Here is a 23,784-nt window from a genome sequence, read left to right on the forward strand (position 1 = left end):
TGTGGCTATCACACAAGACATAATTACCAGCATCACAAAGTCTTTGGATAGCATTTGCCATAGGCTTGCAACACTTGCTCCCAATACTTTGCGGATACCGATTTCTTTGGTACGTTGTTCGGCTACGAACGAAGCCAGACCAAACAAACCTAAGCACGAAATGAAAATGGCAAGCACAGCGAAGAAAGTAGCCAAAGTGCCAATGCGCTCTTCTGCCCTGAATTTATTTTCGTATTCCTGACTGGCGAACTTATAATTGAATGGGCTATTGGGTGCGTATTTTTTGTAGATGGCTTCAATCTTGTCTAATGCGTCACTGCTCGAAACGTATGGGTTGATTTTAATATCTACCACATTAAAAGGCCGCTCACGGTTATCCATCATGAAAACAGTAGGCTCGATGGGCTCAAACGGAGACCGCATCACCATATTTTTAATCACACCAATGATTTTCCACTGCTTACCATGCCATTTCACCATCTCACCAACAGGATTCTGTAATCCCATTTGTTTGATTGCGCTTTCGTTGAAGATAAATCCTGAGGAATCTGTTGAGAATTTCTCAGAGAAATTCCGACCCTCTTTTATTTCCCAGGCTACTACTTTGCCATAATCCGGCTCCACCGAAATAGTCCCGAAAAGTGCCTGTATATTCGGGTCTTTTCCTTTCCAATCCAGATTATTGGCCGAAGACCAGATACCCGTCATCGGGCTTGAAGAACGGGCTACACCTGCTACTGCATTGGTTCGCAATAGTTCATCATGAAAAGCCCTGTAACTATTCTGAAGCTCATTTGTAGTGAGCGGGATCATCAGCAAATTCTCCCGGCTATAGCCTACCGGACGATTTTTGGCAAACATTACCTGACGGAAAACAACGATAGTTCCAATGATTAAAGTAACCGAAACAGTGAATTGTATCACCATTAAAATCTTACGCGGCATAGCGGCAAAACGCCCCAAACGAATAGTGCCTTTGAGTACTTTGACAGGCTGGAAAGAAGAAAGGTATAAGGCCGGATAACTTCCCGCTATTAAACCAGTAAATAAGGTAAAACCAATGCCGGATAACCAGAAGACTGGATTGGCCCATAGAATACCCATTTCTTTATCGGCTACCTCATTGAAGAAAGGCAACGCCAGCATAACCAGCCCAATTGACAAGATAAAGGCAAACAATACTACCAGTAGTGATTCGCTGAAAAACTGGGCAATTAACTGCCCTCTGATTGAGCCAATGGCTTTACGAATGCCCACTTCTTTTGCTCGTTTTTCAGAACGGGCCGTACTCAGATTCATGAAATTGATGCAGGCCAATAGCAGTACAAAAATGCCTATGATACCAAACAACCAGACAAACTCTATTCTGCCACCTGCATTCACGCCATTTTTAAACTCTCCGTACAAATGCCATTGACGCATTGGTACCAGAAATAAGTCAGGTTTAGAAGCATCTTTTGAATGCTTATACAACACATCTTTTATTTGCCTGTCAATCGAGTGTACATCAGGATTTGGGTGCAATTGTACGTAAATATCAAATGAACTACTCAGCCAGTTATCAGCGCCATTGCCACCATTAAAAACCAGGCTGACCGGAGCAATGAAGTTCAAATTGTTAAACTGGCTATTCTTCGGAATATCCTTATAAACCCCTGCTACTTTCTGCTGAAAGGCATTATTCAGTTTAATTGGCTGATTAATCGGGTCTTTTACACCAAAAATTGCTTCTGCCAGAGATTCACTTATCAGAATTGAATTAGGGTCTGACAAAGCGTTTTGGGTACCGCTCAGCATTTCTAAAGATAGTATTTCCGGAAATGAAGGTTCGGCAAAACAACCCATCTTCGTAAACACCTTATCTTCATGCGCCACAATCTGTTCGTAAGTCATGGTGGCAGCTACGTTCTTGAAATTATTGCCATAGGTATTACGAAGTTCAGCCGCCAAAGGCATTGGCAATGTAGTAAACGTACTGATTTCACTACCCAGATGCTGATTTTCCATTATCTGTGCAATGGAGTCGTAATTTTTGTGGTATCGGTTGTACGATAGTTCATCGTAAATCCACAAGCCTATCAGGATGGCCACAGCCATTCCGGTGGCTAAGCCAAAAATGTTAATGAAAGAATAACCTTTGTAGCGGAGCAGATTCCGGAAGGCGATTTTAAAATAATTGCTTATCATAATTTTTAGGTATAAAGACGATTGATATGCCCGAACATTACGTTTCAATGCAAAAGGCCGGATAAAACTCAAAACTCCGATTATATATTCTCGCCTGGCCGTTTGCTCTCCAAATACGCGCACATTTTTCTCAAACTTTTCATGCAAATCCCCCTGCACCTCTTCTAATAATTCAGGTACACAAAACCATTCTAACAATCGGTCGGCCCAGCGGGGTGGTTGTGGCTTTTGCATAGTTTTTGTGCTTGGGGCGGAGGGCATGGAGCAGAGGGTAAACGCCCTATGCCCTTGGCCCCATGCCCTCTGCTATTGCAAGGTTGAAAATATTTTTAGTGGTATTGAGTCCCACATACGGTTGCGTAACAGACGAATTTCGTCAAGTGTACGATTACCCGCCACTGTCACTGAAAACAGCCGTTTTCTACGCCCTCCCCTCTCTGCTGTGGCATCACCCATATATGACGACACCATATTTTTTTCTTCCAGCCGATGCAATGCCGCGTGTACTGCACTGACACTCACCGACCGTCCGGTTTGTTGCTCTATTTCTTCAGTGATTGAAACCCCATAAGCCTTATCACCTAAAATCGCAACGGTCAATAATACTATTTCTTCAAATTCACCTAAGTAAGTTCTTTTCATACAATTTTATTATTTCAACTTTTGTAGAACAAATAAAAAATTATGCTCCAACACGATATTATATTTCACTTGTAAAATTATATCAACTTTTGTAGAACAAATGATATGCCAACCGATAAAATGCATTAAAATGGGCTATTTTAGGTAGTTTCGCTAAAACGGGGTGTCCGAAATCGTACACCTGGCTTGTCCGAAAGCGTACGTGTGAGGGTGTGCTTTTTAAAAGAATTTTGAGAACATAGTAGCCTATAAAAACAGAAATCCTGTTGCCTAATGCAACAGGATTTCTGAGTTCAATAGAAAATGTCTTAAGCATTTTTGCCATGCGTATTTACTCCGATTGCGGAATAAAGCGGACAAAAGCTTACAAGGCTGGTGATTAGGGAAATACTTGCAAGGGCTACCGCTAAAAGCCCCATTATACCCGATAATACATCAGTATAATACAGACTCACCACAGCAAAGGCAATAATTACCCGAATGATACGGTCAATTTTACCAAGGTTTTTCATGATTACTAGAAGTTTAATTTATGGTTGTTTGTTTGATACTTTGTTAAGACTCACCATCCTGACTTTTTTTGTCGGGCATCACAAAACCTTTCACAACGTCACCAATCACAAATCCAAAATAAGCACCGATAGGAATCATGGTCTGCCATTGAGATTTCAACGGACAAGTACCCGTAATACAGCCTATCTCCTTCCAATATAAATACCCTCCAACTGCCCCTAGCCCGGTACCAATCCATGCCAGAAACTTAAGATACTTCATACACTTCGTTTTGGTTTTCAGAGAGTCCGAATAATCAATTTTTTCACAATTATATCTGATTTTGTTTAACGAATTAACAAAAAAATAAAATAATGATTAAACGGCGACAATAATCAAACGTATATTGATTAAAAAATGAAATAAAATGGGATTATTATTTAAAAACAGAAATGTTCATAATTCCTATTTTAGGAGAGAAAGAAGAGTTGTATTTTAGTTTGGCTTTATCAAGTTGATTAACGAAGTGCTTTAGTTTATCATGAATGAGGTCTCCGTAGATTTTAATCATTAAACAAACCTTGCATTCGCTCTGAACAATTTCCTGGGGGCTAAGTTCGCTTTTTTCGAGCGCATCCAATATCTGTGCCTGGAAGGCAGGCATAATTGGTTTCTTTTTTCATGGCAATGATTTTCTAATGGCTATCAGGGGTATTTTCTTCCCCGTGGTATAGGTAGAGAAAAAAATAAAATTATCAAGCCAACCCAAGTAAATCTATCGTTAAAATACTGTTTTCTTATCGAAGGGTGTTAAATGGTAAATTAGACAATAAAAGCCAATTAGCTAATCAGATTACTTTCAAATACCTGCTTATTGGCGTATCTTGCCTGAGAATTCCAATGCCTATGTCTGTATATCGCACTTTTAAGCCAAACGACCTGCGAGGTACTTTGCAGGTAGCCCAACCTGAAGGCTATCTGGCAAACTTTGTGGAGTTTTTCTGGCAATCGGAATTTGACGATAGCGGAGACGATTTCATTTACAGCCATGCCTTGCCAAATTATTCAGGTTTACTATCCTTTAACCTGAGCCGCTCAAGCTGGCAATCAGTTGAATTGGCCAAGCAGAAAACGCATATTTTCCATCAAAGCAAGGTATTTGGCCCATTACCTTATTCTTGTCTCTGTCAATATCCGAAAGGGTTAAAACAAGTAGGAATTAAACTAAAGCCGGGTGCCTTAAGCCTGCTTGTGGGTATACCTGCCGAAGAATTACAAGGGCTAAAAGTAGATATAAGCCATTTTTTCAATACTGATTTAGTAGAAGAGCAACTAAGCACAGTTAATTCTTTTATTGAAAAAGTAAAGTATATGGAAGCATTTTTGTTGACTTATTTCCCTGTATCTTCCATTGATTACCGCTATCAGTTAGTGCAGAAAGCCTTAGCAAGCTTTGATGATTTTCTGCCTTATGGGAATGCCATTCAGCAGATTTCAGCACATTTGTGTACAACACCCAAATCATTGAACCGATATTTTCTGCAATGGGTTGGTGTATCTCCCAAATGGTGCCTGAGGGTGCATCGTTTTACAAAGATGCTCACTTTTTATCAGCAATCTTCTCCTCATATACCCTATGAACTATACGGGTATAACGACCACTCTCATGTATATAAAGATGCTATTACGTTGACAGGCCGCTCTATTAGCCATTTATAAGCTGATTGTCCGATTTTTACACATTCAATCCCGAAAGCTATTTGTACTTTTGCATTGTTTCGAATGGCTCATTATTAGCAAACTCTCATCGGTTATGGTATCCTCAACAATTTTTGAATCATTTATTCAGCGAGTGATTAGCATTATAGAAAAATCGCCTGATATGGTAGGGCTGGCAGTAGCTGGTTCATGGATTACTCAGGAAACCGACGCGTTTTCTGATCTGGATCTGATACTGATTTCAGAAACTAAAATCGCTCATGACCCAACCCAGATGAAAGCCATTGCCAATCAATTCGGAACTATACTTTCAGCATTTACCGGCGAGCATGTGGGTGAACCAAGAGTTTTGATTTGTTTATACGATGAGCATCTCCTTCATGTTGATTTAAAGTTTTTGTTGCCGGATGAATTTTATACCCGTGTTGAAAATCCTGTAATAGTATGGGAAAGAGAAAGCCGACTGACAGAAATTATCAGCCAAACTACATCGGCGTGGCCTTATCCCGATTACCAGTGGATTGAAGACCGATTCTGGGTCTGGATACATTATGCCACTTTGAAAATTGGTAGAGGTGAATTATTTGAAACGTTGGATTTTATCTCATTTTTGCGCACTATGGTATTAGGCCCGCTATTACTTATTAAGAACGGCCATCAACCCAGAGGTGTCAGAAAACTGGAAACCAAACTTTCAGCAACTGACCTGGCTGCTATACAACAAACAGTGGCTACTTTAGATAAAGCAAGTCTGGTGGTTGCTTTAGAAAAGTGTATAGCAATTTATGAAGATTTGCGCATACATCTATTTGCAGAATCCGTTGAATTAAAATCAGCAGCAGAAAAGCGTTCGAAAGAATATTTGCAACTTATAACACAAACCACTTAGCGAATTTGCCTATCTTTATTGCAAAAAAAGATAGATGACTATACCCACCGACAGACCTACTTATGAGGGAGAAATTGCGACATACTGGTTTGATAGTCCTATTCTGGTTTCATTATCCAAAAGCCCTAAACGCACAGTAGAGAATATCAGTAGCAATGTAGCGCTGGTGAAAAAGATTACCAATAATACACCCGTACCTTTGCTCATTTATCTCTCAGATTCACCTGTGCCGGATAAGGCAACACGCCAGTTTTCTACCCAGCAGATTCCTGTTATTTACTCAGCTATGGCTATGGTATCAAAACCGGGTTTATCTAAATTTATTATGAATATTCTCTTTAGCCTGAAACCTCCGCCAATTCCAATGAAAAGTTTTTCGGATGCTCAGGAAGCTAAGGAGTGGTTGCTGTCTTTGAAATTATAATATTAAGTAAGTTTTGACAAGGAACAGGAAACCCTAATAGCCAATTGATTTTAAAAACTTTTGATGCGTTTCGCTTTTTAAATTAATTGCTACCATTCTAAAGCGTTTGGGTACAGACGGTATTTTTATTCTTTTCTCAAAAAAGTCAACATCTTCTACTCTAAACTTTACATTCATATAGGTTTGTGGGTTATCTGGATTTCCAGGGCCTTCATCAAATCTATCCATATCTATCCCATCAACATCCAAGCATTCATTTCTCATATTTGCAATCAATCCGTTTTGCTCAAAATAAGTATTCACATTTCTTGACTCATTAACACCTAAACGAGTAACTAATTTTATTTTACCAATAGCGTAATATGTACCTGTATTGGCAGGATTACAAGCTCCATCACATTTGCGGGAAGTCAGATAAACATCTTTATAGACAATTTCTTCCATTGGAATAGAGCTATTAAAACATTGCAAAAATCCATACTGGAATTCTTCATTATATGGAGGAATAGATAATCGATGTTCTTTTTTAAATAACCACTCCTCCCAACCAAATCCAGCCAAACATTCATACAATGGAGCATCGGTACCACAGCATTTATTAGTTCTTCCGGAAGGACTTTGCCACCCATTAGAATTCCATGAAAGTCTCGTTACATACATAAAAAAGATAGGTTAAATTTGACTCAATATAGTAATTCAGAATTTATGATAGCTTACCTAACAAAAACTTTTATTATTTGGTCATTTTCAGAGGCTCAAAACAAAAAAAGCCCCTTTTCAGGGGCGCAAGGTATATTTAGGCAATAAGGTATTTTATCTGAATACTATATTTGGTCGTGTTTGTTGTTAAAACAACTATTATTCACAACTAGTTCCCCTTGCCTGTCTTAGCTGCATTTATGGAGTTCTGATTACCGCCAGTTTCTTTATTAAATCTGTCTTATTCCCTTCCGGAATCTGAATCGGACTCTCCTGATTCCTCATATATAAATAATCCCGCTCTATACGCTCGATACAATTAAGGTTAATCAGTAAAGACCTCGAAAGACGATAGAAATTAGGTGTAGAAAAATATTGCGCCAGATGCCCCAGATTCATCGAAAACAGATATGGGCTTGGTTCATTTATCAGATATACTTTTACATAAGAGCCATCGGCTTTCAGATAAAGTACATCCTGCTTGATGAGTTTCTTCAAACCTTTATCAAAAGGGAGAAAAATAGCATCAGCCATCACCGGATTAGGGCTTGCCAAAGTACTGGCTTTATAATTGTGATAGGCCAGCTCAATCTGCAATGCCAGTTCGTTATGCCGAAAGGGCTTCAGAAGATAAGCAGCAGGAGAGGTATCTTTAGCCCGCTGGAAAGTCTGGCTTTCAGAATTGGCTGTCAGATAAATAATGGGCATTGGATGGAGTTTCACCAGTTCCATAGCGGTTTGTATGCCGTCAAGAACCGACCCCCTCAACATAATATCAACAATGGCTATATCAGGCTGTTGTTTTTTCAGAGAAGCAGTGGCTTCATCTGAGTTTCTGGCTATTGCTGTAATGGTGTGGCCGGCTTTTTCAAGTGTTTCTTTAATGTCTATTCCTGTCATTACCTCATCCTCAACAATCAAAATCTTTAATAGGCTCATAGCAAAAAATCTGGTTTAAATTTCATGATAAAGGTTGTGCCAGCAAAAGATTTGAAGTGATAAGAGCCGCGCAGTTGTGCGACCTGCATCTGGATGAGTTTCATACCAAATGATGTTTTAACTATATCGCCCGAAGAATTGTTTTTGATACCAGCACCATTGTCGGCTATACTCAGTATCAGTTCTCCATTTTTTATACTACTGATAATCGTTAGCCGTGGAGCAGAATTATCTGGAAAAGCATATTTACAGGCATTCGTCACCAATTCTGTGACGATTAAACCAATTGGTAAAGCCTGATCGGCATTTAATTTTGTCGGACTAATTTTATAGTCTAATTCAACGTGCATATAGCCAAAGGTATTTAAAACTACCTCCACTATCTCTTTAATAAAATCAGATAGGTTGATCACAGCCAGCTCTTCTTTGTCATATAATTTCCGGTGAAGAATAGCCATGGATTCTATTCTTAACAAGTTATTTTCTGTAGCTTGTTTGCTTGCATCATCTGAAAACTGATTGGCTTGTAGTCTTAATAGACTTGAAACTAATTGCAGGTTATTTTTAACCCGATGGTTTTGTTCTCTTATCAAAACTTCATTCCGGTGGCTAATTTGCTGGTTCTTACGCGATAATTGATAGTAAAAGAACCCTAAGCCTGCAGTAAGCAGAAATAAAGCCGCAAGGGTGCGAAGAAATAATTGCTGTGTATGTGAATTCTCATTCGACAAAACCAGTTCTTCATTCTTTTTTTGTAGCAAAGCCTCTCTTTTCTGCGTTTCATATTCAATTTCTAAGCGGGTAATGGCTCCCTCCTGGTCTGCAATTAACTCTTTTCTTTCAAGTTCCTTGAGTATTCCCAGATGCTTATAAGCTTGTTCCCATTGTTTGGTTGCTTCGTAATAATCTACATAAGCCGTTTCTAAATTCCGAAGCCAGGTATAGTTATGCAGATATTCTTTTTCATAAAACTGCTGAACCTCAGCTAATATATCTGGGACTTTTTCGGTCTGATGAAAGGCTATATAGGCAGAAGCTAAAAATAGCAGAGAAGAAACTCGCTCATTATCTTTTTTTAGTCGGGTAAATTCGCTTAATGCCTTTTGAAAATAAACGATTGCCTTAGGGTCTTTTTTAAATAATAATAATTTCCCTATCGAAATTTCAATATTGGCTAAAGCTATGGTGTCTTTTAAGACTATAGATAGTTCTTTGGCTCTTTCATGATAAAAAAAAGCACTATCGATATCAAACCGAATAGCCTTAGGAGGAGTAGCACGATTTTCGATTTCTTCATCTGCATACAATTCACCTATGCTGGTATAGACGCGCATAAGACCTACCTTCGAATGAATCCGCTGAAAGATATTTTTGGCAGTTCTTAAATGTTGTAATGCTTCATCGTAGTGCCCTTGTCTTTGTTCTTTTTCTCTTAGCCTGATATGTAAGCGACCCAACTCGTACGAATCTCCGAATTTTTCCTGAATGCGGAGCGATTTCATAAACCAGGCATGAGAAGTGAGATAATTGCCAGCACTTAATTCAATTTTACCCAATAAATAATAAGCTTCTGCTATCTGTAGAGAATCTTTTTTGAGTGTGGCCACTTTCAGAATGCTATCTGCATAAGTTATCCTTTTAATTTCATCAGTAGAATAAACCGTTTTTTGGGCAATAGCTGCACGCAACCCCATAAACACGCTTATGACTGTTAAAATATAAAGTACTTTAGAGGGCGGCATGAAAAAAGAATTATCTTCCAAAGCTAAAGAAAAAAAATGAATGACAAGATTTCCGTTTGGAGAAAACCCAAGTTGGCAAAGTAATGAATCGACTTCACAAAGTATCGGTTGACCCACATTCTTTTAATCCTGTACTTTGGTGCAACGATATTACAGAACCCAAAAAACTGCTGTACTAATTCGCTAATCATCCCACTCTTTTTATCAAAGCCAATAAGCAAAAAACGGAAGCGTTTTTAGAAATGAAATATTAACCAGGGCATTATTCATTTGATCAGGATAGATTTACTATCAATTCTCAGGGAAAATCACTACACTGAAATATTTCTCAATCAATTAAGAATTTCTTTTTATGTATATATCAATTGCTGTGCCTTATTAAAATTAACGCTAAAATGCGCTAATGAGACATATAGTATGTCTTTATTGCGGTGACTAAACCTTATTTTCAAAGACCTTGACGCAGAAATGTGTCAAGGTTTTGTGTTTAAGCCTGAAGTCTATTGTAAACCTACCAGAAATGCTTTATTTTTGTATCCTATTCGCTATTTACTTCAACTCTCTCTTATGAAAAGTTTCTCTATTGACTCGTTTTCTCCCGTATTTAGCAACCTACTCACAAACAGTAGTCTATTAAATTTAAGGTTCGTTTCCAGCGCGCTCAATTTGTCTTCATCTAATTCCAGAAAATACCTAAACTGAATCAGAAAATTCATACCAAGCCCTATTTTTTCATTGATTAGTACTTTAAGAGTTTTCATGATTGCTCACTAGAGTCATGTGACCAGCTTAAGTGTCTTTCAATACAATTTTCAATGTAAGCATACAATTGTTCATGCTTATTCAAATGTTGCTAATATATCAGTTAGATTTTCGAGTATGCAATCTAAAAAGGAGGTACATATATGAATTCTTACGCAATTGGTTTTCAGGACATCAACAAAACACAAACCGCGCTTGCAGGAGGTAAAGGCGCTAATCTGGGAGAGCTTTCCAACATTAATGGAATAAACGTACCGGACGGCTTTTGTATTACGACCGAAGCCTTTAAAAGAATAATTGAAGAAACCCCATTGATTAATGCCTTGCTTTCTCAATTGGCATTGTTGAAAGTAACAGACCGCAGTAAAATTGCTGAATTGAGTAGCGGAATTCGTAAAACTATTGAAGGCATTCCCATTCCGGCCGACATTGCTGAAGAGCTCGGTCAGTATCTTATCCGACTAGGAGAAGAAAACGCCTATGCAGTTCGCTCAAGTGCCACTGCCGAAGACTTACCCACCGCCTCCTTTGCAGGCCAGCAGGATACTTATCTGAATGTGATCGGGAAAGAGGCAATCTTAAAAAGTATAAGCCGATGCTGGGCATCATTATTTACCGATAGAGCTGTAACTTATCGGATTCAGAATGGTTTTGACCACCATAAAGTGCACCTATCTGTGGTTATTCAGAAGATGGTTTTTCCACAAGCCTCTGGTATTTTATTTACTGCTGACCCTGTAACCTCTAACCGGAAAGTGTTATCAATTGATGCCAGTTTTGGATTAGGCGAAGCACTGGTTTCAGGACGGGTCAATCCTGATATTTATAAAGTGCGTGATGAGGAAATAATTGACAAAAAAATAGCGACCAAAAAGACAACTATTGACGCCTTGCAAGATGGTGGCACAAAAGAGCAGGAGATTGAAGCCGGGCAACAGAACGAGCAGGCATTGACAAATGAACAGATTTTGCAACTGGCACAAATCGGCAGAAAGATTGAAGCGCATTTGGGTAGCCCTCAGGATATTGAATGGTGTCTGGCTGATGGTATCTTTTACATTGTTCAGAGCCGACCAATTACTACACTGTTTCCTATCCCTGACGCAAACGACCAGGAACCACACGTGTATGTATCTGTGGGACATGGGCAGATGATGACCGATGCTATGAAACCGTTGGGACTATCATTTTTCCTATTAATTACTCCCGCTTTGATGCGCATAGCCGGAGGAAGATTGTTCGTTGATGTAACACCTATGTTGATTCCACCCGTAAGCAGAAAAAAGATTATTACGACGTTTGGGCAATCTGATCCACTTTTAAAAGATGCCTTACTTAATATTACAGAGCGCGGCGATTTTCTGAAAATAATACCGGATGAAGAAAGTGAACAGAGTGCTGACAAAGGCCCTGAGGTTGTTACTACTTCAGGGCTCCGCACACAAATTCCGAATGACCCGGCTATTGTTTCTGATTTGATTAAGAGTAGTGAAAACGCATTAGTAGCCTTAAGGCAGAATATTCAGACAAAATCAGGGGTCGAATTATTTGATTTTATTGTTGAACATACACAATTATCAAAGAACCCTGCTTCTCCCTCTAATGTACAAATGAGGACTTTGATTCTGGGTACGATGGATGCTGCTTTCTGGCTAAACGAGAAAATGGAAGAATGGCTGGGCGAAAAAAATGTAGCTGACGTAATCTCTCAATCAGTACCAAACAATATAACTTCTGAAATGGGGCTGGCGCTTCTGGATGTAGCCGATGTGATTCGCCCTTATACGGCACTCATTACTTATTTACAAGAAACGAAAGACGATAATTTTCTGGACGTACTACCTCAGTTTGAAGGGGGAAAAGATGCTCAGGAGGCCATCGTTACCTATCTGAACAAATACGGTATGCGCTGTGCCGGAGAAATTGATATTACCAAAATCCGCTGGAGTGAAAAACCGGGCATACTTATTCCTGTGATTTTGAATAATATCAAAAACTTTGAGCCTGGTGCGAGTCATCAGAAATTTGAGCAAGGGAAAAAGGAATCTCTGAAAAAAGAGCAGGAATTACTGGAACGATTGAAGCAATTACCGGATGGAGCACAAAAAGCCGAAGAAACCAAACAGATGATTGACATCATCCGAAATTTTGCCGGATATAGAGAATATCCTAAATATGCCATAGTCAATCGATTATTTGTCTATAAACAGGCATTACTGCAAGAAGCCGAAAAACTGGTGCAAGCCAATCTCATTCATGAAAAAGAGGATATATACTATTTGAGCTTTGAAGAATTACGCGAAGTGGTAAATACTCATCAACTGGATTATCAACTAATTAATCAACGTAAAGAAGATTTCAGATTCTATGAAAAGCTGACGCCTCCACGCGTGATTACCTCAGACGGTGAAATTATTACCGGAAATTATAAAAGAGAAAATCTTCCGGCTGATGCTATTGTTGGGCTTGCTGTTTCTTCGGGCATTATAGAGGGGCGCGCACGTGTGATTCTGAACATAGAAGAAGCTAATCTGGAAGAGGATGATATATTAGTGACTGCCTTTACCGACCCTAGCTGGACACCCATATTTGTTTCTATCAAAGGGCTTGTCACCGAAGTAGGTGGCTTAATGACTCACGGCGCAGTGATTGCCCGTGAATATGGTATTCCTGCGGTTGTTGGCGTAGAGCATGCGACCAGACTCATACAAGACGGGCAACGGATTCGTGTAAACGGAACAGAGGGGTATATAGAGATTTTATCAGAATAAGTTTTTAGTATTTTAAAGGTACTCTTAGAAATAAGGGCAAAAGATGTTCAAATGTAGAGACAGGGCATTGCCCTGTCTCTACCCACAATGTCTTTTCAAAATCTATTTTAACACCTCTAAAATCTCTTTCGCCACTCTTTCTCCTGAAAGCACGGCCCCTTCCATATACCCATTCCATACATCAGAGGTTTCAGTACCCGCCCAGTGGATATTGCCTACGGGTTCGCGAAGTGCCTTACCAACAGATGTCCACACACCGGGAGGCATCAATCCGGCATAACAGCCACGGGTAAATTCTTCTTCTGCCCAGCTATGGTCGAGGTATTGAACAGGATTGCGTGCCTTTTCTCCATAGAACTTAACAAATGTGTCTAAAACGGATGCCTTACGGGCTTCGGGTGAAAGCTGTGCAAAAGCCTTCGCCTGATTACCCAGTACAAAACCCATCATGATACCTTTACTACCATCTTTAGGTGAGTTATCAAAAGTAACGGTTACGTAGCCGTCATTGGTAGCAGACAATCCATTTAAGCCTTCTTCCCGCCAGAAAGGTTTATCATAAATGGCATACGTTTTCCAGACAGTACCCATCGGCATCCGTTGCGTGAGTTGCTCACGGTTGGCAGGCATCAATGGAAAATACTGAATGCGTCCGGCAAGTACCGGCGGCAAGGCGACAATAACTTTTTTAGCCGTCAACTCAAAATTATCTCCTTTTACCGTCACCAGGCTATTCTGCTGACTGATCGAGCGTACTGCACTATTCAATCGGATATGTTCTTTAAACGTTTCTGCTAATCTTATGGCTGGCTGAGAGGCACCACCTACCAGTCTTTCTTCCTGTGCGCCGTTTTTCACATTCATCAACACATCCAAATCAACGCACGATTTAGTATAAAATAAAGCGTGTAGCATTGATATTTCATTAGGGTCTGCTGCCCAGATAGCTTCTGCTGCCAGCTTAAACATGACTTTGGCCGTTTTGAAAGACATCTGTTTGTCCATCCAGCTGGCCAGCGTCATCGAATCATAGTATTCTGCATCAGGCGTATTCCAGGGGTTTTGCAGATCAACTGTTTTAGATAATTTGTTCATGCGCTTGATTGCCATATCCAGACTCAACAACGATGGAATCGGCAATGGCGGAATGATTCCCTTATAATGCTTCAGTTTATTATTATAAAGCAAAGTACTCTTGCCTTCATCATAAGTCGGGAAGGTCTGTACACCAAATTCTTTGGCTAAAGCATACATTTTGTCTTGGGTTGGCCCTACCCATGCGGCTCCTAAATCTACATAAGACCCGTCATCAAAATACTGCGTATGCACCCGCCCCCCTACCCTTGTACGGGCTTCCAATAAAATTACATTTTTACCTGCTTTGAGTAATTCACGGGTAGCGGTGAGTCCGGCATAGCCAGCTCCGATAATGATGGTTTCGTAGGTTTGCATATAGGTTAAAAGATTGAGGAATAGACTCGAAATTGGGCATTTTATTTTTCTCTGCAAAAAAAATAAAAATCTTTTATGGAAAACTTTGAGTAGCTGCATCAATAGAACAAAAACCTGATTCTAAAATTTATGAAACAATCTTTCCAACTAAATATCGAGAATCCCTGTCAAGAGCAGTGGGAATCATTTACACCAACAGCAACAGGTGGTTTCTGTGCTTCGTGCCAGAAAAATGTGATAGATTTTAGTCAGATGACAGAAAGCCAGTTCGTGGCCTTTTTCAGAGGCCGTTTGAATTCGCAACAAAGTCTTTGTGGTCGTTTCAGAGAAGATCAGTTGAAGAAAAATTATGTGATTGAAGAATGGTTTCCGACATGGCGTATACAAAATAACCAATTACAATATGATATTCCGGTAGCTGTAATTGCTCAAAAGAAGTATAAACAAGCCATAAGATTACCCCTGATTCAGCACATGAAAGTAGTGCGCAATATGGCTGCTGCCCTATTGATTCTATTGAGTATTGAAGAAGGAATTGGGCAGAATCATTTAGTATCAGGACAGATAGTAGATGCAGATGGGAAAGAAGCATTACCTGGGGTTTCAATTACGGTAAAGGGAACAAAAAGAGGAACGGTATCAGATGGAGATGGCAATTATAAAATAGAAGCATCTGATGATGATATTTTGGTATTCAGTTCTATTGGCTATAAGGTAATTGAGAAAAAGGTAGTAGTTGATAAAGATTTGGCAAAAATAGCCTTAGAAGAAGATACACTATTATTAGGGGAAGTGATGATTGCCGGGGTTGTATCTGAACAAAGATATTATAAACTAGGGGGTGTAGGTATTAAAGGTATTTGTATCAGCAATAGTTTTGACATGCCCGAACCTCTTAAAAAATTCACCTCCAAAATAGCCGTCTGGGGTAATGCTGTGCAAAATGGAGAACTGATATTAGTACCTGAGTTAATGGCTTCGAAAGATTCAACAGGCAATTCTTTTGAGCGTCTTAACGACGAAAAATGGTTCAGAGAGAATGGTTTTCAGCAAATAACAAGTGTTCAACTATATGATTATTCAGGCAGGATTTTTCAAGAGTCATTCACTAAACTAAGCGACGGAATGCTAAGTATTGATGTGCGGGGTATTCCACAAGGAACTTACATTGTTCGTGCTGTTTACAAAAACGAAAGAAGCCTGAACGAAAACGAAATTTCGACGGCGCGAATATTAATTGAGAGATAATAAGACTGTGAATAATAAGGTTTGATAATTGACGCATGGCATCAGCGTTTGCTTTTGAGGGTATAAGATTTCATGCGAGCTATTTCACACAACTTTAATTCTTTAAAAACTAATGAAATACTGCTGTGACTAAAAGACGAGGTTGGAGCTTTGAGAGGTTGATTTGAAAAGAAGTGGGAAGGTGAATCTTCCCGCTTCTTTTATTTATAGCAGATGTCTTTGCACATATCTATCTATTTCTTCTTTACATAGGGAAGTATGTTTTTGATTAAGATTTCGAAAGGTAGTTTTGATTTCCAGGAACCAAAACTATTACCTGTAAACGCTACCACCAGATCCAGGTCTGCGATACTCATAAAATATTGCCCCCCATTTCCTGAAGAAAATACCACGTTATAGCTGAATTGATCCGTAACCATTTTTTCGTTGTACCAATAATATCCGTAATAAGTGGGTTGAGGTGAAACATTCTTTGCTTTTGAGATTCCTACATTCGAAAAATCTTCAATTTTGGTAATTGGTTTCGTTGATTCATCAATCCATTTTTTAGAAAGAATTTGCTTATTCTGCCACATACCTTTGTTTAATACCAACTGCCCGATTTTCAGCATATCAAGGGGTTTCATATAAAAAGACCCGGCTGTCATGAAGTGCCCTGCAGGGTCTTTTGTCCATCGGTAATCTTTTATGCCCAAGGGCTTAAACAAGAAAGTTTCTGCAAAGGTAGCCAGAGGCATTTTGGTCGCTGACTCAATAACCCCTCCGATGACCATTGGTGCTGATGAATTATAAGCCCAGAATGTCCCCGGTTTATGAGCCATAGGCAGGTCTAACGAAAATTTAAGCCAGTCTTTGGTGAGTTCCATTTCATCCTCGCAATCTTTGGTGCTATTCCATTCTTCACAATCAAAGCCGGCTTTCATTTCCAGCAAATCCTGTATGGTCATATCCAGCTTGTTATGCTCTAAATTTTTAAAGGATTTATATTGCGGAAAAAATGTATACACTTTTTCGTTGACACTTTTAATATATCCCTTATCAATAGCAATACCCATCAGCAGGCTGGTAATAGACTTGAATGAAGAACGGGTATCGTGCAGGGAATTGGCATTCAATCCATTAAAATAATGTTGGTAAATGATTTTATTGTGTTGTGCTACTACAATCCCGTCAATGTTGGGATATTTGCCATTTTCAATTTCCTGCATGGCGGTATCAGGAATTACACTTTTATTCTGTGAGAAAGTTGCGAATGAGATAGTGAAGGCAAGGAGAACGTAAAATAGACTTTTCATTAATTTGTATGCTTCTGTTTTAGATGGTTTGTGTTAAGTTTTTATTTTGGTGGTCTATACGCACTAATCCTAATACGCTTACACAACTCAAATATTACTATCTGGTAGTTAAAAAAGGCAAATCAGTGTTTTCGATAGGCTGATTTGAAAGAATGTACCCGCTTTGTTTTAAAATCTAGATATGATTGAGGATTGATAAAATTCTCTGAATCCTGATGATTTGAAAAATCGTAATACACAAACAAAAATAACGGCACTCGCTATACCTCTAAGATTTATTCACAAAAAATAAAACTTCGTTGATTTTATCAAAAAGTATTCATAATTTTGCACCCCGAAATGGAATCCTAATTTAGCTTGGATAAAAGTTTCTAAACAAAATTGTCTGATAATCAGACCCTTAAAAACATTTTGATAAAAATATAAAAAAATGGCACGCGATTTAAAATTTACAAGAAACATCGGTATTGCTGCCCACATTGACGCAGGTAAGACAACTACCACTGAGCGTATCCTTTATTATGCTGGCGTGAGCCACAAAATTGGTGAGGTACACGATGGCGCAGCTACGATGGACTGGATGGAGCAAGAACAGGAGAGAGGGATTACCATCACATCGGCAGCGACAACCGTTGACTGGAATTACAGAAATGATAAATATCACATCAATATCATTGACACACCTGGCCACGTTGACTTTACCGTAGAGGTAAACCGTTCGCTTCGTGTATTAGATGGTCTTGTATTTTTGTTCAGTGCCGTTGATGGTGTTGAGCCTCAATCAGAAACTAACTGGCGTTTGGCAAACAACTACCATGTTGCCCGTCTGGGTTTTGTAAATAAAATGGACCGCTCAGGTGCCGACTTCCTTAACGTGTGTAAACAAGTAAAGGAAATGTTGGGTAGCTACGCAGTGCCTCTTCAATTGCCAATCGGTTCTGAAGATAATTTCAAAGGTGTGGTTGACTTAGTAAACTTCCGTGGTATCGTATGGAACGAAGAAGATAAAGGTATGACCTTTACCGAAGTTCCAATCCCTGCTGATATGATGGATGAGGCAACTGAATACCGTGAAAAATTATTGGAAGCAGTAGCTGAGTTTGATGAGACTTTGATGGAGAAATACTTCGAAGATCCGGAATCAATTACTGAAGACGAAATCCTTGCAGCGCTTCGCCAGGCGGTTATCAGCATGAAAATTGTTCCGATGCTTTGTGGTTCATCTTTCAAAAACAAAGGTGTTCAAACCATGCTTGATTATGTGATGGCGCTATTGCCTTCACCTTTAGATAAAAAAGCGATTATCGGAACTAACCCTGAAACAGGTGCTGAAGTAACCCGTAAACCTTCTGAAGACGAGCCTTTTGCAGCCCTTGCGTTTAAAATCGCAACTGACCCTTACGTAGGTCGTTTGTGTTTCATCCGTGCTTATTCAGGTGGTTTGGATGCAGGTTCTTATATATTGAACAACCGTTCAGGTAACAAAGAGCGTATCTCTCGTATCTTCCAGATGCACGCCAACAAACAAAACTCAATTCCAAGATTGGGCGCTGGTGATATTGGTGCGGTAGTTGGTTTCAAAGATATCAAAACTGGCGATACTTTGTCAGATGAGAAAAACCCTATCGTTCTTGAGTCAATGGTATTCCCTGATCCGGTTATCGGGTATGCAATTGAGCCTAAGAAAACAGCTGATCAGGATAATTTCTCTAAAGCAATCACTAAATTGATTGAAGAAGATCCAACATTGACAGTTGAATCGAACGAAGAAACAGGTCAGACTATTATCCGTGGTATGGGTGAGCTTCACCTTGAAATCATCATCGACCGTATGCGTCGTGAGTTCAAAGTAGAAGTAAACCAGGGTGCACCACAGGTGGCATATAAAGAAACTATTACCAAAACTGTTGAACACCGTGAGGTTTACAAGAAACAATCGGGTGGTCGTGGTAAATTTGCCGATATCGTGTTCGAACTAGGACCACGTGAAGATGGCAAAACTGGTTTAGAGTTCGTAAACAACATCGTGGGTGGTATTATTCCAAAAGAGTTTATCCCTGCGGTACAAAAAGGTTTCGAGTCAGCCATGTCAAATGGCCCATTAGCAGGTTTCCCTGTGGATTCAATGAAAGTTCGTTTGTTCCACGGTTCTTACCATGATGTCGATTCAGATTCATTGTCTTTTGAGATGGCAGGTCGTTTAGGCTTTAAAGAAGCTGCACGTCAGGCTGGTCCTAAGATTCTTGAACCAATCATGGCAGTAGAGGTTATCACTCCTGACGAATATACAGGACCTATCACTGGTGACTTAAACCGTCGTCGTGGTATGATGAAAGGGATGGATACAAAAGCAGGTTCACAAGTAATCAAAGCTGATGTACCTCTTTCTGAATTGTTCGGTTATGTAACTGACCTTCGTACCATGTCATCAGGTCGTGCAACTGCCAACTTGACTTTCTCTCATTACGAAATCGTTCCGCAAAACATTGCAGACGGCGTAATTGCAAAATCGAAATAATATGATTTAATTGATTAGTTTATATAAAAAACACCTGCTTCGATTTCGAGGCAGGTGTTTTTGTTTTTATGGGTTTTGTTGCTTAAAAACCGATTTCTGATAATTCTATTCTTCATTCCAACCTATTGCCCCTTTAATCTGTCTTTGGTTGAAATTACTAATCGGTATGAAGAAAATTTTATTACTGTTACTTCTTTCTTCCGGAGCCTTTTCGCAGGTTTTCCGTATGGATACTACTTTTCAGTTTCAGGAGGTCAAGCAACCATACAATGTTATATACCCCTGGATTAATCAGTTCTCAGATGGCACACTGAACGTAGTTTTCAAAGGAAATATCTATCACGATAAACCCATTATCAACGGCAATCTATTGGTTGATACAAAAGGAGAAGTTTTACAAGTGATTACCAGAGAAGAAGGCTTTGCTTACAGAGCTAAAAATAATATTATGGTTCCTGATGGGAAATATATTACCGTTGCTACTCTTTCTTCTCTTTTTACTCTTCAAAAAATCAATAAAGATGGTACGGTCGATTCTACTTTCAGATTTCCTGCCAGCAGAAACTATATTCCTCAGCTTTTCTCATTGCACAATGGCAACATTCTGGCAAGTTTCGTCAATTATTCTGAGTGGTCTTTTTACTACCAGATTTTTGATAAAAACGGCAATTTTATTAAAACATTCCAATTATCAGATTATGGCATCAAAGAAGATGCCCGGCTTCAATGGCTAATAGCAAGTGATTCAGGTGAACATTACCTATATATCACAGACACTTTCCGCAACATCAAAATCATTAAAACTGATAAAGACCTGGTAATAGATACTAATTTCCCTCCATTGAGTTTCAGTCCTGAAATGTTTGATGGCGAGGGAAGAATATCGGTTTATAAGAATGCTCTTTATCTGTATAATACTAATATCAGTCAGTCAAGATCTAATGTAGAAAAATATGATAGCGAAGGTAATAAACTATGGAAGGCAGAGCTTGGTAAGATTGCTGCCTACCCGGGAGGGCCTCCTGAGTTTTATTATCAGAAAGATGGAAGTGTGAATTTAATTTATATCGATAATTCGCATATTAAAATCAAGAATGATGGCACAGTAGATTATGACTTATATGATAGAAAGGATCATCAGAATACAGGCTTTTTACATGTTTTTCAGGATGGTTCTTTCTGGATTATGCAAAACAAGAGTGGGATTATAGAAAAAATGAATGCCGACGGCAGTATTGATCCTAACTTTAAAATCAGTGTGCGTTTTGAAAAGCCCTTACGCCCTCACCGCATAGAGAAACAGGCAAATAACTATCTGGTAGAACTATTGGATACTTCTGTTGAACGCTCACCTTATAGTTTACAGTCTTCTCAGAAACCTAATTGCATAAGAATTTATAACCAGAAACATCAATTGCTTTATGATTTTTTCGACTCCAAAACTATCTGGCAATGTTATAAAACAAAAGACTCGTTTGTCATCAGAGGCGATAGGAAATTTTATACAATTAATAGTAAATCAGAAATGAGTACCTCACCTGATACATTGGATGCTAACGATGTGATAGACTGGGACAACAAACTAGTATATCATCTATTTACCGAAAACTTTCTGGTAAGATATAAAATGGGTGTAGGCCGCGATAATGATTTCAGGATTACAGAATACAATGGCAATAGAATAGCCAAATATGAATTGCTGCCTAATAAGCAAATAGCGGCTCATGTACTTGGCAAGAATGGCTATGAAGTCTTTTTTTATGATGATAAAGGCATACAGGAAAAACCACTCTATAGGCTCGACGCCGGCTCTCAAATCTCTTTCGGGTTGGATAATTTTTACACTACCCCTGTACAAGATGGATATATTATTAGTGGATTTAACCATACTATTATTGATGGAACTATCAGACAAATTTTTGTAAAATTTAAAAGTGACCATACACCTGATCCAACCTATCAGAAAAACTATATTGTAGGAGGGCAATTTGTCAGATACAAAGACGATGGAACAATTTTTACGAATACAGTTGGGTTTGCGTATCCCAGTAAGAATGTGATGGGTTATAATTTTATGAAGATTCTACCATCAGGAAAAATAGATAGCAATTTTGTTTTGATGGATATTAATAATGTATTTGGTTTTGAGTTTTTTGATGAGAACACGCTCTATGCCATTAGTAATAAAAGCCTGCATAGATTTACTAAAAGCCCCGAAACACGTTATTTCACCTTTAGTCCATTTCGTGAAAAATTAGCATGGAATACTTACCAGAACGTGAAGTTGTACTACAAAACAAATATATCACCTATTAAAATAGAAGTAGAAGGCAATGCACGTTTGGAGCAAGACTCAACCATTACTTTTGAACCTAAAGCGGGTTTTGTTAAAATAACATTTCGGGATAAAAAGGGCGTTCAGCTAGCTACCCAGACCATTGAATTACTCCGTATCAAACCCTCATTTAATTATACGTATCCTCAGTTAACAACTGCCTCGGCTGCTTATCTTTTTGAAGTAAGCTCTACTTCTAACCTGCCTGTAAAAATCAGCGTTGATGGTGTGCAGTCGATTGGAAGCATCAAAATAGAGCCTAAAATAGATAGTCCATTGATAAAAGTCACTTTAAAAAGTGAGGGAAATGACCAATACGAAGGCATTGAGGAGACGCTCTATCTTGTAGTTTCTAGCCCTCTTTCAGATGAACCTATTTTGACAAACAAAGACATTACTTACTATCCTAATCCGGCAAGGGATGAAGTATACATCAAAACCAATATACCTTTAGCCGATTCATTTCAATTAATAGGTGTTGACGGAAAGATATTCCCTATTGTTTCTGAATTTATGGAAGATAAGTATCGTGTGAATATTAAAAATATTCCAAAGGGCATATATATTCTATCGACCCAAAGTGGACAAAGATTACTAAGGGGTAAGATTATAATTAATTAGCTTAGGTAATGTTATAGTTGCCTCAGCAGTTTCAAAACCAAGAAGATTAATTGTTATCTGATATACAACCAGATATAAAACCCATTCAGGCATAAAGAGGCCAGCAGGTTGAGCCACATGACGTGGCGAAAATCAGCTTGTCCTGAATCCTTTAGTACCTGCAAAAACCACCAGCTAAAGTAGGCCAGGGTGGGCAGGTTAAATAAGAGCAATAAGATAAAATCTGATTCGGGGAAGTAAAGGAAGAATAAACCAAAAGCTACTGTAAAGACAATAGCCGTAAACACAAAAGTACCTCTGATGCCCAAAAGCATACTCATGGTTCTATCCCCTCGTTTCCGGTCTTCATCATGCTGATATACTTGTGTGATGGGGTAAATCGCCCATAACATTAAGGTACTGATAATAGCAGGCAAGAGATGATGCCATAAGGCTTCATCATTATCACTGACAGCCAGCACAATGGTATAATACGTAAATACTCCTTGAAACAAGCCTACAATCAACCAGCTTAGCACGGCATATTTTTTCAGGCGAATCTTATCATCGCTATAGGCTTTCGATACCATGCTATAAACGAAAATCAGCAAGGCAAAAAGTGGGTTTACAAACAAAAATCCCAGAACCACCGCAATAGTATCTATGCCCCAGGCCACCCAGAAGAGCTTATCATCCACCGCAGGCGGTTTTTCTAAACCGCCAATACTTCCTTCATCTTTATCAAAATAACTATTATAGGCATTGCTTGCTGTATAAATCAACAAATGCAGGATAACAAAAACCCAGATAGCCTTGGTTTTGTTGACAATAGTTGCCTGACTAATGGCAAACCAATAGACAGGCATCAGAAAAAAAGAAAAAGGAATACGCAGGTGTAAGAGAATATCTTTGGCTGTCATGGGCTATCTTTTTTTGTAAAGATATTAATTTCTTTGAGGGATTTATATTTTAAAGTCGATTTATTGGCATCAGAACCCGCTATTTTGCCTGATTAAGTAGATGAACACCATAAGCGATTTATAAAATCGCTTGATCGAATTCTTGTTTCC

General features: G+C 38.9%; 18 protein-coding genes. 7 read left to right on the forward strand and 11 right to left on the reverse strand.

Annotated elements, in window-relative coordinates; genetic code table 11:
• From ACYVFA_RS27560 to ACYVFA_RS27580, 5 genes are all read right to left on the reverse strand, one after another.
• Window positions 1-2,421 (reverse strand): ABC transporter permease (locus tag ACYVFA_RS27560; protein ID WP_460475086.1); only part of this gene is annotated, 2,421 nt, incomplete at its 3' end.
• Window positions 2,422-2,493: 72 nt separating this feature from the next.
• On the reverse strand, window positions 2,494-2,829 hold the full coding sequence (locus ACYVFA_RS27565; RefSeq protein WP_460475087.1) for a PadR family transcriptional regulator: 336 nt from the start codon (window positions 2,827-2,829) through the stop codon (window positions 2,494-2,496).
• A 308-nt stretch (window positions 2,830-3,137) separates the two neighbouring features.
• A complete protein-coding gene (locus tag ACYVFA_RS27570) occupies window positions 3,138-3,341 on the reverse strand; it encodes a YgaP family membrane protein (protein WP_460475088.1) in 204 nt (67 codons plus the stop codon).
• A 43-nt stretch (window positions 3,342-3,384) separates the two neighbouring features.
• A complete protein-coding gene (locus ACYVFA_RS27575; protein ID WP_460475089.1) occupies window positions 3,385-3,603 on the reverse strand; it encodes a DUF6132 family protein in 219 nt (72 codons plus the stop codon).
• A 154-nt stretch (window positions 3,604-3,757) separates the two neighbouring features.
• Window positions 3,758-3,985, reverse strand: a complete 228-nt coding sequence (locus ACYVFA_RS27580; RefSeq protein WP_460475090.1) for a hypothetical protein — start codon at window positions 3,983-3,985, stop codon at window positions 3,758-3,760.
• 242 nt (window positions 3,986-4,227) lie between these two features.
• Between ACYVFA_RS27580 and ACYVFA_RS27585 the strand changes: the two genes are divergently transcribed.
• From ACYVFA_RS27585 to ACYVFA_RS27595, 3 genes are all read left to right on the forward strand, one after another.
• Complete coding sequence (locus ACYVFA_RS27585) at window positions 4,228-5,040, forward strand: DUF6597 domain-containing transcriptional factor (RefSeq protein WP_460475091.1); 813 nt, start codon at window positions 4,228-4,230, stop codon at window positions 5,038-5,040.
• A gap of 94 nt (window positions 5,041-5,134) precedes the next feature.
• Window positions 5,135-5,929 (forward strand): nucleotidyltransferase domain-containing protein, encoded by a 795-nt coding sequence (locus ACYVFA_RS27590; protein WP_460475092.1) that lies wholly within the window; start codon window positions 5,135-5,137, stop codon window positions 5,927-5,929.
• Between the two features lie 34 nt (window positions 5,930-5,963).
• Window positions 5,964-6,353 (forward strand): DUF7793 family protein, encoded by a 390-nt coding sequence (locus ACYVFA_RS27595; protein WP_460475093.1) that lies wholly within the window; start codon window positions 5,964-5,966, stop codon window positions 6,351-6,353.
• A 33-nt stretch (window positions 6,354-6,386) separates the two neighbouring features.
• Here ACYVFA_RS27595 and ACYVFA_RS27600 read toward each other — a convergent pair whose 3' ends face one another.
• The 3 genes from ACYVFA_RS27600 to ACYVFA_RS27610 all read right to left on the reverse strand — a co-directional run bounded on the left by ACYVFA_RS27600 (window position 6,387) and on the right by ACYVFA_RS27610 (window position 9,733).
• On the reverse strand, window positions 6,387-7,013 hold the full coding sequence (locus tag ACYVFA_RS27600) for a hypothetical protein (protein ID WP_460475094.1): 627 nt from the start codon (window positions 7,011-7,013) through the stop codon (window positions 6,387-6,389).
• Window positions 7,014-7,250: 237 nt separating this feature from the next.
• The gene (locus ACYVFA_RS27605; protein ID WP_460475095.1) at window positions 7,251-7,991 is read right to left on the reverse strand and encodes a response regulator; all 741 of its coding nucleotides are present in this window, start codon (window positions 7,989-7,991) and stop codon (window positions 7,251-7,253) included.
• Entirely contained in the window at window positions 7,988-9,733 is a 1,746-nt protein-coding gene (locus ACYVFA_RS27610) for a histidine kinase dimerization/phosphoacceptor domain -containing protein (protein WP_460475096.1), read from the reverse strand. The genes ACYVFA_RS27605 and ACYVFA_RS27610 overlap by 4 nt, the downstream gene beginning before the upstream one ends.
• A gap of 905 nt (window positions 9,734-10,638) precedes the next feature.
• Between ACYVFA_RS27610 and ppsA the strand changes: the two genes are divergently transcribed.
• Window positions 10,639-13,266 carry a phosphoenolpyruvate synthase gene (gene ppsA, locus ACYVFA_RS27615; RefSeq protein ID WP_460475097.1) on the forward strand — a complete coding sequence of 876 codons (2,628 nt, stop codon included), beginning with the start codon at window positions 10,639-10,641 and terminating at the stop codon, window positions 13,264-13,266.
• Window positions 13,267-13,368: 102 nt separating this feature from the next.
• On the opposite strand, the gene ACYVFA_RS27620 is transcribed toward ppsA, so the two are convergent.
• The gene (locus ACYVFA_RS27620; RefSeq protein ID WP_460475098.1) at window positions 13,369-14,718 is read right to left on the reverse strand and encodes a flavin monoamine oxidase family protein; all 1,350 of its coding nucleotides are present in this window, start codon (window positions 14,716-14,718) and stop codon (window positions 13,369-13,371) included.
• Window positions 14,719-14,847: 129 nt separating this feature from the next.
• Between ACYVFA_RS27620 and ACYVFA_RS27625 the strand changes: the two genes are divergently transcribed.
• Complete coding sequence (locus ACYVFA_RS27625; RefSeq protein WP_460475099.1) at window positions 14,848-15,966, forward strand: carboxypeptidase-like regulatory domain-containing protein; 1,119 nt, start codon at window positions 14,848-14,850, stop codon at window positions 15,964-15,966.
• 233 nt (window positions 15,967-16,199) lie between these two features.
• On the opposite strand, the gene ACYVFA_RS27630 is transcribed toward ACYVFA_RS27625, so the two are convergent.
• Window positions 16,200-17,261 carry a serine hydrolase domain-containing protein gene (locus ACYVFA_RS27630; RefSeq protein WP_460475100.1) on the reverse strand — a complete coding sequence of 354 codons (1,062 nt, stop codon included), beginning with the start codon at window positions 17,259-17,261 and terminating at the stop codon, window positions 16,200-16,202.
• Window positions 17,262-17,691: 430 nt separating this feature from the next.
• Between ACYVFA_RS27630 and fusA the strand changes: the two genes are divergently transcribed.
• Both fusA and ACYVFA_RS27640 read left to right on the forward strand, forming a co-directional pair.
• Window positions 17,692-19,779: an elongation factor G gene (gene fusA / locus ACYVFA_RS27635; protein WP_460475101.1), complete on the forward strand. Its 2,088-nt coding sequence runs from the start codon at window positions 17,692-17,694 to the stop codon at window positions 19,777-19,779.
• A 166-nt stretch (window positions 19,780-19,945) separates the two neighbouring features.
• Window positions 19,946-22,735 carry a T9SS type A sorting domain-containing protein gene (locus ACYVFA_RS27640; RefSeq protein ID WP_460475102.1) on the forward strand — a complete coding sequence of 930 codons (2,790 nt, stop codon included), beginning with the start codon at window positions 19,946-19,948 and terminating at the stop codon, window positions 22,733-22,735.
• A 53-nt stretch (window positions 22,736-22,788) separates the two neighbouring features.
• On the opposite strand, the gene ACYVFA_RS27645 is transcribed toward ACYVFA_RS27640, so the two are convergent.
• Complete coding sequence (locus ACYVFA_RS27645) at window positions 22,789-23,634, reverse strand: UbiA family prenyltransferase (protein ID WP_460475103.1); 846 nt, start codon at window positions 23,632-23,634, stop codon at window positions 22,789-22,791.
• Window positions 23,635-23,784: the final 150 nt, after the last annotated feature.

The organism is Emticicia fontis, assembly GCF_054779675.1.

What these genes read in the sequence shown, in the direction of transcription:
- ACYVFA_RS27565 (WP_460475087.1), bottom strand. Translation starts at nt 2,829, where the DNA reads ATGAAAAGAACTTACTTAGGTGAATTTGAAGAAATAGTATTATTGACC.
- ACYVFA_RS27570 (WP_460475088.1), bottom strand. Translation starts at nt 3,341, where the DNA reads ATGAAAAACCTTGGTAAAATTGACCGTATCATTCGGGTAATTATTGCC.
- ACYVFA_RS27575 (WP_460475089.1), bottom strand. Translation starts at nt 3,603, where the DNA reads ATGAAGTATCTTAAGTTTCTGGCATGGATTGGTACCGGGCTAGGGGCA.
- ACYVFA_RS27580 (WP_460475090.1), bottom strand. Translation starts at nt 3,985, where the DNA reads ATGCCTGCCTTCCAGGCACAGATATTGGATGCGCTCGAAAAAAGCGAA.
- ACYVFA_RS27585 (WP_460475091.1), top strand. Translation starts at nt 4,228, where the DNA reads ATGTCTGTATATCGCACTTTTAAGCCAAACGACCTGCGAGGTACTTTG.
- ACYVFA_RS27590 (WP_460475092.1), top strand. Translation starts at nt 5,135, where the DNA reads ATGGTATCCTCAACAATTTTTGAATCATTTATTCAGCGAGTGATTAGC.
- ACYVFA_RS27595 (WP_460475093.1), top strand. Translation starts at nt 5,964, where the DNA reads ATGACTATACCCACCGACAGACCTACTTATGAGGGAGAAATTGCGACA.
- ACYVFA_RS27600 (WP_460475094.1), bottom strand. Translation starts at nt 7,013, where the DNA reads ATGTATGTAACGAGACTTTCATGGAATTCTAATGGGTGGCAAAGTCCT.
- ACYVFA_RS27605 (WP_460475095.1), bottom strand. Translation starts at nt 7,991, where the DNA reads ATGAGCCTATTAAAGATTTTGATTGTTGAGGATGAGGTAATGACAGGA.
- ACYVFA_RS27610 (WP_460475096.1), bottom strand. Translation starts at nt 9,733, where the DNA reads ATGCCGCCCTCTAAAGTACTTTATATTTTAACAGTCATAAGCGTGTTT.
- ppsA (WP_460475097.1), top strand. Translation starts at nt 10,639, where the DNA reads ATGAATTCTTACGCAATTGGTTTTCAGGACATCAACAAAACACAAACC.
- ACYVFA_RS27620 (WP_460475098.1), bottom strand. Translation starts at nt 14,718, where the DNA reads ATGCAAACCTACGAAACCATCATTATCGGAGCTGGCTATGCCGGACTC.
- ACYVFA_RS27625 (WP_460475099.1), top strand. Translation starts at nt 14,848, where the DNA reads ATGAAACAATCTTTCCAACTAAATATCGAGAATCCCTGTCAAGAGCAG.
- ACYVFA_RS27630 (WP_460475100.1), bottom strand. Translation starts at nt 17,261, where the DNA reads ATGAAAAGTCTATTTTACGTTCTCCTTGCCTTCACTATCTCATTCGCA.
- fusA (WP_460475101.1), top strand. Translation starts at nt 17,692, where the DNA reads ATGGCACGCGATTTAAAATTTACAAGAAACATCGGTATTGCTGCCCAC.
- ACYVFA_RS27640 (WP_460475102.1), top strand. Translation starts at nt 19,946, where the DNA reads ATGAAGAAAATTTTATTACTGTTACTTCTTTCTTCCGGAGCCTTTTCG.
- ACYVFA_RS27645 (WP_460475103.1), bottom strand. Translation starts at nt 23,634, where the DNA reads ATGACAGCCAAAGATATTCTCTTACACCTGCGTATTCCTTTTTCTTTT.